9 protein-coding genes are annotated in these 16,042 nt (G+C 48.9%); all 9 read right to left on the bottom strand.

Features of this window, described 5'->3' with window-relative positions:
* Window positions 1-26 precede the first annotated feature (26 nt).
* Window positions 27-953 (bottom strand): alpha/beta hydrolase family protein, encoded by a 927-nt coding sequence (locus FBF61_RS17705; RefSeq protein ID WP_138479657.1) that lies wholly within the window; start codon window positions 951-953, stop codon window positions 27-29.
* Window positions 954-956: 3 nt separating this feature from the next.
* Window positions 957-1,499 (bottom strand): gluconate 2-dehydrogenase subunit 3 family protein, encoded by a 543-nt coding sequence (locus FBF61_RS17710; RefSeq protein WP_138479659.1) that lies wholly within the window; start codon window positions 1,497-1,499, stop codon window positions 957-959.
* A 7-nt stretch (window positions 1,500-1,506) separates the two neighbouring features.
* Window positions 1,507-3,186 carry a GMC oxidoreductase gene (locus FBF61_RS17715; protein ID WP_138479661.1) on the bottom strand — a complete coding sequence of 560 codons (1,680 nt, stop codon included), beginning with the start codon at window positions 3,184-3,186 and terminating at the stop codon, window positions 1,507-1,509.
* Between the two features lie 43 nt (window positions 3,187-3,229).
* Window positions 3,230-4,141 (bottom strand): polysaccharide deacetylase family protein, encoded by a 912-nt coding sequence (locus FBF61_RS17720; RefSeq protein ID WP_138479663.1) that lies wholly within the window; start codon window positions 4,139-4,141, stop codon window positions 3,230-3,232.
* A 21-nt stretch (window positions 4,142-4,162) separates the two neighbouring features.
* Window positions 4,163-5,821: a RagB/SusD family nutrient uptake outer membrane protein gene (locus tag FBF61_RS17725; protein ID WP_138479665.1), complete on the bottom strand. Its 1,659-nt coding sequence runs from the start codon at window positions 5,819-5,821 to the stop codon at window positions 4,163-4,165.
* A 12-nt stretch (window positions 5,822-5,833) separates the two neighbouring features.
* Entirely contained in the window at window positions 5,834-9,283 is a 3,450-nt protein-coding gene (locus FBF61_RS17730) for a SusC/RagA family TonB-linked outer membrane protein (protein ID WP_138479667.1), read from the bottom strand.
* Window positions 9,284-9,444: 161 nt separating this feature from the next.
* Window positions 9,445-10,449: a FecR family protein gene (locus FBF61_RS17735; RefSeq protein WP_138479669.1), complete on the bottom strand. Its 1,005-nt coding sequence runs from the start codon at window positions 10,447-10,449 to the stop codon at window positions 9,445-9,447.
* Between the two features lie 157 nt (window positions 10,450-10,606).
* Window positions 10,607-12,421 (bottom strand): RagB/SusD family nutrient uptake outer membrane protein, encoded by a 1,815-nt coding sequence (locus FBF61_RS17740; RefSeq protein ID WP_138479671.1) that lies wholly within the window; start codon window positions 12,419-12,421, stop codon window positions 10,607-10,609.
* Between the two features lie 10 nt (window positions 12,422-12,431).
* Window positions 12,432-15,998 carry a SusC/RagA family TonB-linked outer membrane protein gene (locus FBF61_RS17745; protein WP_138479673.1) on the bottom strand — a complete coding sequence of 1,189 codons (3,567 nt, stop codon included), beginning with the start codon at window positions 15,996-15,998 and terminating at the stop codon, window positions 12,432-12,434.
* Between the last annotated feature and the right edge of the window lie 44 nt (window positions 15,999-16,042).

A 16,042-nucleotide genomic window follows, 5' to 3' on the forward strand; every position in this document is an offset into this window, starting at 1 on the left:
AGTATATCGGGACAAAAATGACTTCATTATTGATCAAATCTTTTGAAAAAAAGCAGCAGTTCCCGGTTCATCACAGGATTTCCGCAGCTTAATCCGTGGTCATCGCTATCGATTTCGCGCAGTTCACAATACCCGCCCGCGTTTTCAATATATTTTTGAAAACTGCGGGAAGCGTCGATTTTAACCACTTTATCTCTGTTTCCGTGCCAGATCTTGACCGGCACGGGGTATATTTTAACAGTATCCCGGCCATTGTAAAAAGTATTGATAAACAATGGATTCCAGCCGGTAACGCGCTTCGCGTCCCAGGTGTTTCCGGTCGGGTCGCTGAAATGGTGTGTTGCGGCAATAGCTTTTCGGGTCGTTTTCAGCCAGGGGTTTTGCCAGGCTTGTCCGTACAGATTCAATACGGGACTGTACATGGCATGGGCTATTACAATGTTGCTATGCCGGTAAACAAAATTGACAGAAGAGCATCCGCCCATGGAAAAACCGGATACAAATATTCCGGGATGCACATTGTAATTTTTCCGGATATGCTCGTAGGCTTTGTAAGCTGCCTGTACCGACCAGCTTCCGCCCATATTTTCAACCAAAGGCCCTCCGTTGACATCGAACACAGCATAACCATGAGCCAGCAAACTATCTTTCAGCGCATACCGGTTCAGAAACCAATCATTTTCCGAAACCCCGCCGCCAGCGCCGTGAGCCATGAATACCAGCCTGGTAGGCTCGCCGGTTTTACCATATTTCGGCGGCAATTTCAATACAGCCCAATCGTAGTAAATGCTATCGGAATCCTGCACGGTACCGGATGTTGAAATGTTGTCCGGAAACTTCAGATTGATCGGGACAGTAAAATAGATATCTCCCTGCTGGCAGTAACCTGCCGAAAACAGGGAAATGCCTATCAGTATAAAAAAACTGCGTAATGTATGTTTAACTAAATTCATTGATTACCAGGGACGTTCAGTAGTGCAACCATCGTATCGGCCCGGGGCAGGATTGTATTTCAAAAACTTGACGGCACCGACCTCCGAAGTATAAAAGCCCGCCAGCGTAAGTTCTTTCATCATCCGGAAATAATGAACAGGCTGGTCGCCCTTTCTTTTCGACATATAATCCTTTGCTTCCTGGTCCAGCTTTGTTAAAAAAGCGGTACGCTGGCCAGGTGTGGCCTGCATAAAACCTTTACCGGTTTCCTGCTTGCAGCGTTGTTCGAGCGTGACCATTCCGTCTGTAAAAACCTTACGGTCGGCGGGCGTGTAACAGTCTTTCACAATGACCGACATAAACGATCCGACATCTGCCTCCTTTGCGCCGGGACTGTCGGTTTTGGGCCAGATCGTCTCGCCGACTTCGTTCAGAAAAGCGATCTGATCTTTGTCAAACAAACCCTTATCCGCGAAAGTAAACCCGCTGCTCAGAAATGCGCTGGCCCCTACGAAAGTGCCGCCAAGCATATAGCTGACCTTTTCAAGTGCTTCTCTTCTGTTCATGGTATGGTTAGCGTAAATTTCCTTTTTTCATTTCTTTGGTTGCATAATCCACCGCACGGGCTGTTAAAGCCATATAAGTAACCGACGGGCCGGGCGTACATCCCGAAGAGCATACTGAAGAACCGTCGGTGATAAACAGGTTGTTGACTTCATGCATCTGGTTCCATTTATTGAGTACCGATGTTTTAGGATCTTTGCCCATTCTGGCCGTTCCTGTTTCATGGATGCAGGAGCCCGGAATTTTGCCACGGTCATACGTGGTAATGTTTTTGAGCCCGCCCATTTCCAGTATTTCCGCCGCACTGTTCATGGCGTCTTTGCCCAGGGCTTTTTCGTTTTCCTTGAACGCACAGTCTATCACCAGTACCGGCATACCGAATTTATCCTTTTTCTCCTTATGCAGCGTGACCTTATTGTCGTAGTAGGGCAGGTGCTCTCCCCAGGCCGTAATCGACATGCTCCAGTCGGTCGACTCCGTCAGGGCTTCCTTAAACTGGACGCCGACGCCATCCGCCCAGCCAACCCTGCCTTTGCCGGCCCCTCCCTGGTACGTAAAGCCTCTCACATAATCGGTCCGCTCGGTTTCTTTGCTGATGTTCCTGAAACGGGGGACAAATACACCGGTAGGCCGGTTGCCGAAAGTGTACCTGTCTTTAAACCCATCGTAAGTACCCGAGGCGCCCATTCCGTAAGGCATATCCATGAGGTTATGGCCCACCTGCCCGCTGCTGTTGCCCAGTCCGTTTGGAAAAGCATCCGAAACGGAATTCAGCAGAATGGCCGTGGTGTTCAGCGTAGAGGCATTCAGGAAGATGATTTTTGCGTAGTACTCATGTTCTTCCATGGTTTCTGAATCAATGATGCGCACCCCCTTTGCCCTCCGTTTTTCTTTATCATAAATGATTTCCCTGACCACTGAAAACGGCCGCAGCGTCATGTTACCGGTTTCTGCGGCTGCGGGGAGCGTTGCTGAATTGGTACTGAAATAACCGCCGTAGCTGCATCCGCTCTCGCATTTTGCACGAAACTGGCACGGCCCCCGCTTGCCGATCTGGCGCGTGTGATTGGCAGTACGTCCGTTGATGATCAGACGACTGCCGCCAAAGCCTTTTTTTACTCTTTCGGCCACCATTTTTTCGACACAGTTCATGTCCATCGGAGGCTGATAGATGCCGTCCGGCAAATGTGCAAGTCCTTCGCGCTGACCGCTGATACCTACAAAAGGTTCCACGTAGTCATACCAGGGGGCAATATCCTTGTAACGTATCGGCCAGTCTACCCCGTGACCGTCCTTTGCATTGGCTTCAAAGTCGATCTCGCTGCGGCGGTAACATTGCCGGCCCCACAAAAGGCTACGCCCGCCGACCTGGTACCCCCGCGCCCATTCAAATGGTTTCACCTGTTCGTAGGGCTGGTCCAGGTCATTGACAAAAAACTTCCTGGATACTTCATTGTAATTGTATACGCCACTTTGCACCGGACTGATCCGCCGGTCTTCCTGTGTTACGCGCCCCCGGTGTTCGAGTTCCCAGGGCGCTTTCATGTCTTCGTAATCAATAATGTGCTTCACATCCCTTCCTCTTTCCAGGACGAGCGTTTTTAATCCTTTTTCGCAAAGCTCCTTCGCTGCCCAGCCGCCGCTGATCCCGGTACCGACGACGATCGCGTCGTATGTGATGTCTTTCATGAATTGGCCATTTTTAAAGATTGAAAGAATTGGACGACGGCTTTTATGCCGGAAGGGTTTTGTAAAAATCCCGGAAAGTAGCCGTGTTGAAACCCTGCTTTTTGGCATAATCAAAAGTCAGGTCGAGGACTTTCATATCTTTATCCATTCTGCCGATCGACCAGGGATGCCATGCCAGCGTCAGGTGCTTTTTGTTTTGTTTTCTTGCCAGATCCAAAAAGCACTGATTGACCAGAAATTCCTCTTTGGGTGTTTTCACAAAGCCTTTTGGTATAGCAGCATCCGGCCAGATCGAGGGCCATTGCAGGACTTTGACCTTGCTCACGTCCGTATGTCCTTTCAAAATGTTTTCATGCCAGCCATGCTTGGGGATTTCCGTGATACCTGCGAAACCGTCTTTTGCATAAGTAAAAGATTCCAGAATGGGCGCCGGCAGTGAATAGTCGGGCCCCCAGCACATGCTGCTTGTGTATTTGTATCCTGCCTCCTGTACCAGTTCCAGGATGTTTTTCTGATTTTTAAAACCGTCGGTATAGGCATAGGGAGCAGCAAAACCGGTCAGTTCTTTGCCGAATATGTCTTCGAGCTTCTTTTTACTGTCGACAATTTCTATTCTCGGGTTGCCTACTTTATTAGCCAGCGGATGTGCCATTACAACCTGGTGATTGTAGGAATGGCTGCCCACTTCAAAGAGCGGATTATCCAGCAATTTGACCACCCGCTGCTTGTTGGTATCATTAATGATGCTGGCAACGACAAAGAATGTGGCCGGCATCTGATGCTTGATATGCACGTTAACGATCGTTTCCAGGTAGTCGAGGCAGTTTTTACTTTCTGTATCGTAGTTGGCTATAAAAGTCGTCCCTGGTTTGTTGTGTGCAAACGCGGATGACGGGAGCATGGAAATACCTGCCGCGCCAACAATTGAATTTTGGATAAAGGATCTTCTGTTCATGAGTATCTGATCTGATGTCTTTTAATTGTCTCCGTAACCCGGGTTGTTGACAAGTTTTTTATTGCGGTCCATTGCCGTTCTGGGGATTGGCAGGAGGTAATTTTTGGCGGGATCAAAACCTCGGTTCGTGCCTCCGGTTTCTACCACAGTATATTTTTTTACGCCGTTCACTTTCTCGATTTTCATGGTGTGAACGGTTTTAGGGATCAGTTTTTCGGCCAGTTTCAGGCGTATCAGGTCGGGCCAGCGTTTGTCTTCGAAGCAGAGTTCCACTCTTCTTTCTCTTTGGATTGCCACGCGCATTTGTTCCTGCGTCAGGCCGGCTTTCAGTGCAGGCAGTTCCACCCGCGCCCTTATGGCGTTGATAGCTTCATATACGGAAGCGTCCGGCCCTACGGCTTCATTCTGCGCCTCGGCATAGCTCAGCAGCACTTCTGCGTACCTGAAAATCACCCAGTTTGCGCTGCTCAGGTAGTTCCATCCATTGATATAATACTGATTTTCAATGGCTTTCCGGGGGTGATATACGGTAGCAGGGCGGTTGGTACTGCCGAAGTTCAGGTCGAGCTCGTTCAGGCTCCCTGAGCCTGTGTAGTATACCGCTTCTTGCCCCATAAAGAGGGACCCGTCATAAATGATATCCTGGTAAAAGCGCTTTTCCCGGTTTTCGTAAGGTTTTTGAGGGTTATATCCGGAGGCGGGGTCGGTGATGGGAAGACCGTTGGCCATGGTATATTCGTCCACCAGTTCCTGGGTTACATTTACACCCGACCATGAATTCTGTGTTCCTCCGACCACGCCTATGGGCTGCAGTCCGGAACGGCTGTTACCGATGGTGGTGCCGCCCAGGTAGCTTTTGTCAAATATGACTTCCGAATTTCTATTGTTACCTTCAAAAAACATGGTTTCACGGTCAGGGAAAAGCGTATAGGCTTTTAAATCCATAACCTGCTTATTGGTTGCTGCCGCCAAAGCCCACCTGGTTTTGTCATTGGCGGGATTTTTAAGCGGGCCGGCATTGAACAGTTCGCACCATGCCTTCAAGGTCAAAGCTGCACCTTTGCCAGCCCTGGATCCGCCTGGTTTAACGGGCAGGTCGTCGGCAATGGCTGCACATTCGTCCACGATAAATTTAAAAGTTTCCTCATCGGTATTCCGTGCCCTGAAAATCTCTTCGCCCTGGGTATTCCTGTCCAGTACGTCGGTAATGATCGGTACCCCGCCGTAGGTGGTCCAGAGCAGTGAATAGAAATAGGCCCGTAAGAACCTTGCTTCCGCGATCCTCAGCTTTTTCCAGGCAGGGTCCAGGCTTGAAGCTTCGGCTTTTGAAATAAAAACGTTGCATTTACGGACGTTGGTAAACTGCGCCCACTGCTGCAAATTGGAGGTCGTGCCCGGTGTTTCAATACCCAGTACGTACAAAGACCGGCTGCCCGCCCACAAATACTGGCTGATCGTGTTGTCGGTGTAGTTGTCTCCATGATCGAAAAAGTCGATAGGCCCTCGGATACTTCCGTAAATACCGTTCAGAAAAAGGTCTGCATTTCCCTTGTCCGACCAAAGTGTAGCATCTGCGACCCGGTCCTTTGGGATAACGTCCAGGTACTCCTGGCAGGAGAACAGGCCGGTCAACAACAGAAAACAGATGGATATATAGCTGAATTTTATATGAGTTCTCATGAGACGAAACGTTTAGAATGTCAGGTTAAAACCAAATGAAACCACTCTCTGCTGCGGGTAGTCCAGCGCCTGAGAATTGATAATTTCCGGATCGTAGTTGATGATCGGGGTAAATGTCAGAAGGTTCTGGCCCGACATGAATACCCTGGCGTTCTGCATCCCGATCTTCCTGCTTATTTTTTCAGGAATGGAATAAGAAAGGTTTACACTCTTAAGTCTCAGGTACCTTGAGTTAAACATGAGGTAAGAGGACAATTGATTGTTGTTGGACGTAGGCGACGGTGTGATCCTGGCATGGGAAGCATTCCGGTTTTCCGGGGTCCAGTAGTCCAGGTTGCTTGCATAAGCCCCGCGGCCGTTGTTAAACGGATGCCAGTAGCCGCTGGGTCCGTAGATATTGGATTTGGCAGCACCCTGGAAAAGCAGGTCCAGTGCGAAACGTTTGTAAGAAATATTTGAAAATACCCCGTAAATAATCTGGGGAATATCAGCTACGCCGATAGGCACGATATCGTTGTTATCGATCTTGCCGTCTCCGTTCACGTCCCTGTAGCGAACATCGCCCGGAAAAACTTTGCCCCAGGGCTGTACGGCAATGCCCGGCAGGAGCTCACCTTTGTCGTTGAAATCCTCCACCTGGAAATAACCGGTCGACTCATATCCGAACCTGGTGGCCAGCGGCCTGCCTGTCACCCTGCGGTTTGGATTATCGTAGGTCACGGATGATTCAAATACCTGCAGCAATTTGTTTTTGGCGAAGGTAAAATTCGTTCCCAGCGTGATGTTAAGGTCTTTGTTGACACTGTATGAAGAGCTGATATTAAAGTCGACACCTCTGTTCTCCATTTCCCCGGCATTCACCTGGCTTAGCCCCACACCATATTCTACAGGTACCACCACGGTCGGGCTGGTGAGCATGTTGCCGCGGCGTTCGTAAAAGTAATCAGCTTCCAGTTTCAGCAGGCCTTTCCACAGGATCGCTTCCAGGCCTATGTTCGTTTTTCGGGCTCTTTCCCAGGTAATATTTGGATTTGACTCGATTCCTTCCGCAGCGGCCTGAACAGCACCACCGTCGAGAACAGCCGCGGGGCCTGAAATATTATACAGGCTCAGGTATTGAAACGTCGAACCTGCCACAGCCCCTACTTCTCCGTAAGAAGCCCTGATCTTTAAATTGTCGATCCAGTTGATTTTCTTGAAAAACTCTTCTTCGGATAATCTCCAGCCCACTGAGAATGCCGGAAAAAAACCGAACCGCTGATCCGGCGCAAAGTAATAGCTGCCGTCGTACCTGCCGCTGGCTTCAAAAAGATATTTATTTGCATAATCGTAGGTGAGACGGTATACGATACCCATTTGCCTGGCCCTGTAGGAGAGCCCTGAGTTACTGATATCGGCAAGGGTAGAGCTGCCCATACTCAGCTCGTCCACAGAAAGGTTGTAGTTTCTTCTGGTAGCGCCGAAGTTCTGGGAATCGTTTGATTTTGCTTCAAAAACTGCCAGTGCACCAATGGTGTTTTTACCAAAAGACCCGACATAGTTCAGGCTGGCCTGATAGGTGAGCTGCCTGCCGTAAGTCATACTCTGGTTGAGCGATGGTTTGACCTGCTCGAAGATCCCGTCGATAAAAACGTAAGGTGTTTTGGTCGTGTCCACCGACCACAAGTGCGACGGTGTCCTGAATGCTTTGTTTCTTGTGAGGGTTGGGTCAAAAGCGACTGTTCCTTTGAACCTCAGCCCTTTGATAAAAGGAAGTTCCTGTTCCAGCGACAGCTGCGAATAGATCTGGGAGGTGTTGGTCCTGGAACTGCCGCTGCCGTGCACGTTATTCCATACATAAGTACCGCTTTCCCCGTTTGAAAAAAGGATCGGCGTAATGGGAGAAGCGTAATGTACCAGTTCGAAAAGCCTGTCTGTGCTGACCGTCGGGGCATTATTGACCTGCTCCCGGCCGTTGATATTAAAAGATACCTTCGTTGTTTTGGTGACGTCGGCATCGAGGTTCATAGAATAGTTAAACCTGTTCTGATAAGTAGGGGCCCAGATACCCGCCTGATGCTGATAACCCACGCTCGCATAGTACCGGATCCGTTCGGCACCTCCGCTCAACTCGATATTGTGACCGGTAAGCGGGGTGTTTTTATCAAAAAGCATGTCATAGATATTCTGGTTGGGATGCCCGTCGGGATCAGAGCCGTCCTGGAATTTCTGAAGATCGGCAGCGCTGTAAACAGGCCCGCCGCCCACACTCATACTCGCTTCGTTTTTGAGCCTGGCATATTCGAATGCATTAGGAAGTTTAGGCAGCACAGTGGGATTCTGAAATCCGATGTAGCCATTGTAGGATATGGTCGGCACGCCGGATTTTCCTCTCTTGGTGGTGACCAGGACGACGCCGTTAGCACCGGCCACTCCGTATGGGGCTACCGCCGCAGCGTCTTTCAGAATCGTAATGCTTTCAATGGTGTTGGGGTCCAGGTTTTGAAATTCACGGGGTATATTGTCGACCACAAGCAGCGGCTGCGTGTTGCCTGTTGTGGCCACGCCCCTGATAAATATATTGCTGGCGTCTCTGCCGGGCTCGCCGGTATTCTGCCTGACGATCAGCCCGGACATTCTGCCGCCGAGGCTGTTGCTCAGATTGGCAACGGGTACAGCGGCAATTTCTTCACCTTTCATGGTGGTCACTGCGGCTGTAACGGAGGTTTTCTTTTGGGTACCGTAACCTACCACTACGACCTCGCTCAATGCTTTTACATCCGCCTTCATTGTTATGGGGATGTCCGTTTGGTTTCCTACCGCTATTTCCTGGCTCTGATAACCCACAAAACTGAAGATCAGGACCGCCGATGCGTCGTCCACGGCGAGCTGGAATTTACCATCCGGGCCGGTGACACTGCCGCGTTGCGTTCCTTTTATCACTACACTCACGCCCGGAAGGGGTTCGTTGCTTTCGTCGGTTACCTTTCCGGTGACATTCAGCACAGCGGCTTCCTGTATTTCCGGAGTGAAACTGACTTTATCAAAATCCTCTCTGGCAATTTTTTTCTTCTTTTTATTCTTCACGTAGATGAGCACGGTCTTGTCATTTGTCTGGCGGTACGAAAGCTCCGTATCACTCAAGACAAGATCAAGTGTTTCTTTCACGCTCCGTGTCGCTTTGGGCAAACTGATACCGTTATACGTTTCCACTTCATCCAGCGGGATCACGAAGGAAATACCGACTTTTTTCTCAATTTTTTTCAGGACGTTTTTAAGACTTTCCTGCTGAACCTCCATGGTAATAGTTAGATCCGTAAGTCCCTGGCTGTTAACGGTATGAGCCATCAGCAGCTGCATGGTGCCGAACAGGAAAAGGACGTAAAAAAAACTTACCCGCATAGCGAATCGTAGTAATGAGCGCTTCCGGCCGGGACATGGCGTTCCGGCAGAACGTACTGGTTCCGTAAAAATTAAATTCATAACTTTGGTTGTTTTTTAATAGTTAGCTCAAACAGTTATTAAACACATCTGGCTATTCGGCTCCTACACCGGATAGCCTCTTTTTTTGGTAACTTCTATACTGCTGATCTTTCCCCATAGGCGTCTGTGGTTTAGTAATTTATAAAAAATTATAAGGTCTGTCATTCGCAACCGAAGCCTCCGATAATATTGACCTGATCGCCTTTGACGACATAGGAGGCCTGACGCGTGCCGCTGACCATTTCGAGCACGTGGTCGAGGTCTTCTCCGTTGAGGAACCATGCGCTGATGCGGCACTTTTTGATATCGTTATTTTCAAAATTAACTTTCACATTGTATCGCTCCTCAATCATTTTTGCCGATTCTTCCACAGTGATCTCATCGAATATCAGGCTCTCGTTCTTCCATTTCAGTTCCGAGAGTGCATTTACTTCTGCCAGTTTGAATTGGTTATTCGCCGTGTTGACCGTAATCTGCTCGTCCGGCTTGATCCTGCCATAGGTCTTATTTTTATCCCCGACTTCTACCAGGCCTCGCGTTACGGTTACTACAATTTTCTTTTGTCGCGCGTCAATGTTAAAGGCTGTCCCGAGAACCTTGGTGATGACGTTGCCGGTGTGGACGATAAAGGCATGCCCAGGGTCTTTTTTAATATCAAAAAATGCTTCGCCCGACAGACTTACCTCACGCAGACTGGTTCCATAACTTGCATGATAACTCAGAACACTTCCTTCATTCAAAAGGACTGTACTACCGTCGGGCAAATGGATAAAATCTTTATTTGAAAAAGTCAGGAGGCTGTCCGTGGCGGCGACTTGCACATTTTTGGCAATTTCTTTTTTCCATTTTCCGGAATTCCAGATCACAACACCTATACCTGTCAATACCGCTGCTGCGGCCCACATCCATCTTCTTTTCCAGCCTGTTTCGACCTTCACGAACGGCTCTCTGACCTCGTTCAGGATCCGGTCATAAAGTACATCTGCCTGATGCTCCCGGCCCGTTTCCGGGTCTTTAAAATCCGCCATCAGATAATCAGCAATATCGCTTTTGACAATATCCTCGAACTCATTGGTCCGGATCAGCGAACGGAGTTCTTCCAATTCTTCCCCGGTGGCCAGCTTGTCCAGGTAACGTTTCAAAAGATATGCAAAACGATCATTCATGGCTGTACACTTTTAGCGGTTTAATGGTTAAGATCAGAAATGGCATCATCATATTATCAAAAGACAACATTATCATCGCCACGTCCTATCTATACAGAGTCATTTTCTTGGTCTATAGGGACAGTCGCTTGTGAAATTTTTTTTATGACAACTATCATCAGTAGTTGGGATTCTGGACCAACACCGATGCCCCGTCGACTGTACTCAGGTCAATCTGCGTTTGAGGAATCGGAAATATTTCATTTTTCCCCTTCTTGAATGTGGCCCCTTTCATATACTGAAAATCATATCCGGGAATGGTCGTCTCGTGAATAATGTAAGCGTTGAGAACATCTGCCATGTACCCGGTTCCGTTGTCATATCTTTGGAGATCAAAGAAACGATGCCCTTCCATCGCCAGCTCGATCTTCCTTTCGAACCTGACTGCTTTTCTTGCGTAATCTTTCCCTCCGACGGCAAACTGGCCTTTATACAATCCGATTTTGTAGTTGGCGGCCGGGATATTGGTATAGCCTTTTGCCGGATCGTTATCGACATATTTTTTAACCCAGCCGTCCTTGTTGGCCGCCCGCGTCCTGATCATGTTGACCAATGTTTCGGCCTTTTCCAGGCTTCCGATTTCGACTTCCACTTCTGCCGCCCAAAGCAGCACGTCCGCAAAACGGATCATATTGTAATTGTTCGCGGTGGTCGTTGCCCAGCCGCCGTACGACTGGGAGGTTGTTGCCTTGTCGGCTTTGTAATAGCTGTTTTTAATGGAAATATAAGGTCCCGACGCCGACTGCATCTGTATCCAGATCGCTCCCGGCATATTTCCCCAGTCGAGGTACGGGATGCCGCGTCTGCCCACGGTATAGTCCAGGCGCGGGTCCAGGGAACCATCGTAAGGGGTAAACGGATCTGTGGAGGCAATCCCCTGATCATTTTTTATGTCCCCGTTGTTCCAGGTATCCAGCAGCGGAAGCCCGCTTTCGGGGTCGGTTTTATAAGAATTGACAAGGCTGAAAGACGGCTGGTAAAACACACAGCAGTTGGCAGGGCCGCCGTTGGGGAAATTCAACAAATCCCCCGCATTGCCGTTTAATCCGTTCGGCGCATTGTCGTTCACCGACATCTGTACTGCGAAAACAGATTCAGGGCCATTTTTTGTGGACGGATTGAAATTGTCGGAAAACCGCTGCATCAATGCATATTTCTGCCCGGCCGCAGTAGTACCGTTCGCTATAATATCAGTTAAAAGCTGCTGCGCGTCCTGATATTTATGCTGAAACATATACACTTTGGCAAGCATCGCTTTGGCAGCCCAGCTATTGGCCCGCCCCACTTCGGCTTTGGTAGGCGTGAGGGAAGCAATAGCCTGAAGGAGATCCTTCTCGATCATCGGCCAGATCGGGACGGTATTGGGGACGAGGTAATTGTTACTGGCAAAAGTGACATTTTCGTCGACGTAAGGTACATTTCTCCAAACTTTGGCCGCTTCAAAATGGTATACTGCGCGTAAAAAAACTGCTTCGGCTACGATCTGTTCCCGTTCTGCTTCCGATATATCCTCCGGTTTCACACGTTCCAGGATACGGAGCACGTCGTTCGCCCGCTGTACCCCCGCATACAATGCCCTCCATTTCGAATCAAATGAGCTGGTAATAGGCGTATGTGTATAGTTTTCAATCTGTTCCATATACGACTCGTCCCCGTATTCGGTGCCTTTGTGGGAATCATCGGAAGCGATACCGCCCAGCAAATAGTTGCTCACAGGGCTCTGCCAGGGGCTGCCCGTACCGCTGGCCCCCACGCCGTCGAGGAGGGAATAGGCGCCGATCAGCAGCCCATTCACACCGGCCCGGTTGGCCAGCACGCTTTCGTTAAGGCTTCCTACCGCATTTTTTTCGAGATGCGATTCATTGCAGGACATCAGGACTATCAGGAATGCCAGGGCGGATTTTCCGGTACAGTTTATAAATGAGTTTTTCATTGCCTTTTGTTTAAAATTTGATGTTTAAACCTGCGAGAAAATTTCTTTGATTATTAGGGTAATTCCCGTAATCAATCCCGAAGGAAGCGCTGGACTGACTGCCGCTAAGACTACCTCCAAGTTCCGGGTCGAGACCTGTGTATTTGGTAAGCGTCAGTAAATTGGCAGCCTGCAGGTACACGCGGACTTTTCCTATTCCATATTTCTGCAAAACATGGGCTTTCAATGTATAGCCGAGTACAATTGACTTCAGTTTAAAAAATGAGCCGTTCTCTTTGTAATAGGAATTAAATACGCCATTGGTACTGAACGAACTGGTAAATTCTGCAATCGGGACAGAGGTGTTCTTGTTTTCGGGCGTCCAGGCATCTTTCAATACATTGCTGCGTCCTTTGCCTTCCGAAGTCCCGAAAAACTCCGTGTAGTAGCGTACGAAATTGATCACATCGGCTCCCTGTGAGCCATAAAAAATGCTGGCGAAATCGAATTGTTTGTAGTTCAGAGTGAGGTTAATCCCGTATGTGAAGTCCGGGTTGGGGTTCCCGAAAAAAACACGGTCGTCCGGTGTGATGGCATTATCCCCGTTTACATCCTTGTACCTGAACCTGCCCGGGGCTGCGTCGGTCTGGGTAGGTGCGGCGGCCACTTCGTCCGTATCGCTGAAGAGTCCTTCCACCTGATAACCGAAAAAAGAGCCGACGGGGTGCCCCTCCTGGTTACGTACCATGTTCCCGATCCGGGACCCGGCCACGTCGAAATACCCGGGCTGGGGAATTTTAATGACCTCATTCCGATACGTCGTCATATTTAAGCCGATGCTGTAATTGAAATCGCTGTTCACCCGCGCCCGGTAAGTGGCTGCCAGGTCCCAGCCGCGGTTTTCAATGTTTCCAATGTTAACCGTGGGCGCTTGTGCGGCACCGGTAGTTGCAGGAAGCGGTAAAGGAAAAAGGAGACCGTTAATTGATTTCTTGTAACGTTCCAGGTTGAGGTACAGCTTGTTGTTAAACAATGTGGCATCCAATCCGAAGTTGGTAATAATGTCTTCCTCCCAGCCCGTGCCCGGGTTTCCGATGCTGTTTTGCATAAAACCCTGCCGGGTGGAATTCGATGACCCTGTGACATCATAGTATGAATTCCCGAAGTTGGAGCCGAAGAGGGTATATGCATTCGCCGCATTGATATTGGACTGAGAACCAAGTACGCCGTAGCTTCCTTTCAGTTTGAGATCGTTCAGGAACCGGATGTTTTTCATGAAATTTTCCTCTGATAATCTCCATCCGAGGGAAACAGAAGGGAAAATCCCGAAACGCTTGTCGGAGCCGAAAACCGAAGATCCGTCCCGGCGAATGGTTGCGCCCAATAAATATTTGTCTCTGAACGAAAACTCGGTATTAGCAAAAAGGGAGAATAAGGCATTGTTATAAGCCTTGCTGTAATTGGTAATGTTGGAAGTTCCGTTGTTAAGGATCAGGTAATCGAAATCAGTGGAAAAAAACTTCGTAGCCGCACCGCCCACGCCCCGGCCCGAGCCTTTGATGTATTCGGAGCCGAGTAGCACTTTCACGGTATGCCTGGCGAATGTTTTGCTGTAACTCAGGGTATTGGTCCAGGTCAGAAGCTGGTTGTACTCGGCATCTTCCCGCAGCGAATTGTCAACCATGTGTCCCTGCCTGTCATTGTAAGTATTGAAAACAAAATTGCTGGTATACCTGTTATCGATTGTCCCGCCGAGGCTCGTCCTGGCGGTGAGTCCGTTGATAATATCCAGCTCCGCGAACAGGTTACCGGTTAAATTCCAGGTATTGTCCCGATCATTAACCTTTCGCTTTTGAACTGCAACGGCATTCTCAACACTTCCCAGTTCCGTTCCCGTCCAGGTACCTCCGTAATTTCCCATGATGTCGTACACCGGAATAACCGGCATGGTCCTGTACGATAATGAGATAGGATTGCTTTCGGCCAGGTTGTTCGTTTTTGGGTTTTGTTTGTAATAGACATAAGCATTTTCACCGATCCTGAATTTTTTATTGATATCAAATTGGGTATTGACCCTGGCCGAATAACGTTTCAAATATGTTTCAATCAGCGTTCCCTGTTGGTTGATATACCCCAATGACAACAAATACTTAGCCTTGTCGGTCCCGCCGCTGGCCGTGAGGTTGTGGTTTTGCATGGGCGCATTCTTGAAGACTTCGTGAAACCAGTCCGTTCCCGTTTTATTGATCCGCTGAATCAGGTAATGGCTCTCGGGGCTGGCCGGGTCAAAACGGTACTTTGACGGATCTACCGCGGGATCGCCAGCCATGCCGACGCCTGCCAGACCGGGCCCAGCAAAAGTGAAATCGGGCAATCCGTTTGCAAATAATACAGTGCCGGGAACTACCTTTTTATATAAATCCGCATAGTCCGGGGAATTTAAAAGGTTGAAAACATTGCCTTTTGGAGGCTGCTGAATACCAAAATAAGTGTCATAAGTGAGTCTCGGCTGACCCGAAACGCCTTTTTTTGTTGTTACCACGACTACACCGTTTGATCCGCGAACCCCGTAAATAGAAGCCGCACCTGCATCTTTCAACACCTGCATGGATTCTATGTCATTCATATTGATATCGTCCAGGCTGCTTTGCACGCCATCGATGATAATCAGCGGCTGTGTATTGCCAAATGAACTGACACCGCGCACGAAGATATCGGTACGCCCGCCCGGCATCCCGGAGCTGACAACGTTCACACCCGCCGCCTGCGCCTGAAGAGCCTGGGCTGCCGATCCTGTGGGCACAGATTGCAATGCACGGGTATCGATAATCGCTACCGAGCCGGTGATGTCACCTTTTTTCTGGGACGAATAGCCGACCACGACTACTTCGTTCAGTGCTTTGATATCGGCTTTTAAAACGATGGGAAAATTGGTCTGGTTACCCACAATGACTTCCTGGCTCTGGTAGCCTACAAAGCTGAATATCAATATCGAAGACTCGTCATCGACCGGCAATTCGAATTTTCCTTCCAGCCCTGTGACGCTCCCTCTTTGTGTACCTTTCACCACCACGCTCACGCCGGGAAGCGGCTCGTTTTTTTCGTCCCTGACTGTCCCTGTTATGATTGACGCCACCGTTTCCTGATTTTCGTTCAAGACATTGGAGGGGATGTAAGAATTTTCAGAGACCTTTTTTTTCTTTTTACGGGTCACAAAGATCAATACGGTTTTGTCGTCGATCTGCCTGTATGAAAGTTCGGTATCGTGGAGTAAAAGATCCAGGACTTCTTTTACTGAACGGCTCGCTTTTGGTAAACTTATATCTCTATACGTTTCCACTTCGTCCAGCGGAATCACGAATAACAGCCCTGCTTTTTTCTCAATTTTCTTTAAAACATTTTTCAGGCTTTCTTGATGCGCCTCGATCGATATAGTCAGATCGCTTAGTTCCTGTTTGCTGACTGCGGCGGCAAACAGCGTCGAAGTTGAACCCAATAAAAAGATAAGCGAAATGAGCGTGAGCCGTAATGTGGGGTGATTTTTTGTGGTGCATGCCGGGGGGACAGGGCACAAATATCCTGTGAACTTGGGATTCATAAATGTTGCCGTTAAAATAGTTAGCTCTTTTTTTTGCAATGCTT

This window comes from Dyadobacter bucti (genome assembly GCF_005869225.1).
Lineage (GTDB): Bacteria > Bacteroidota > Bacteroidia > Cytophagales > Spirosomataceae > Dyadobacter > Dyadobacter bucti.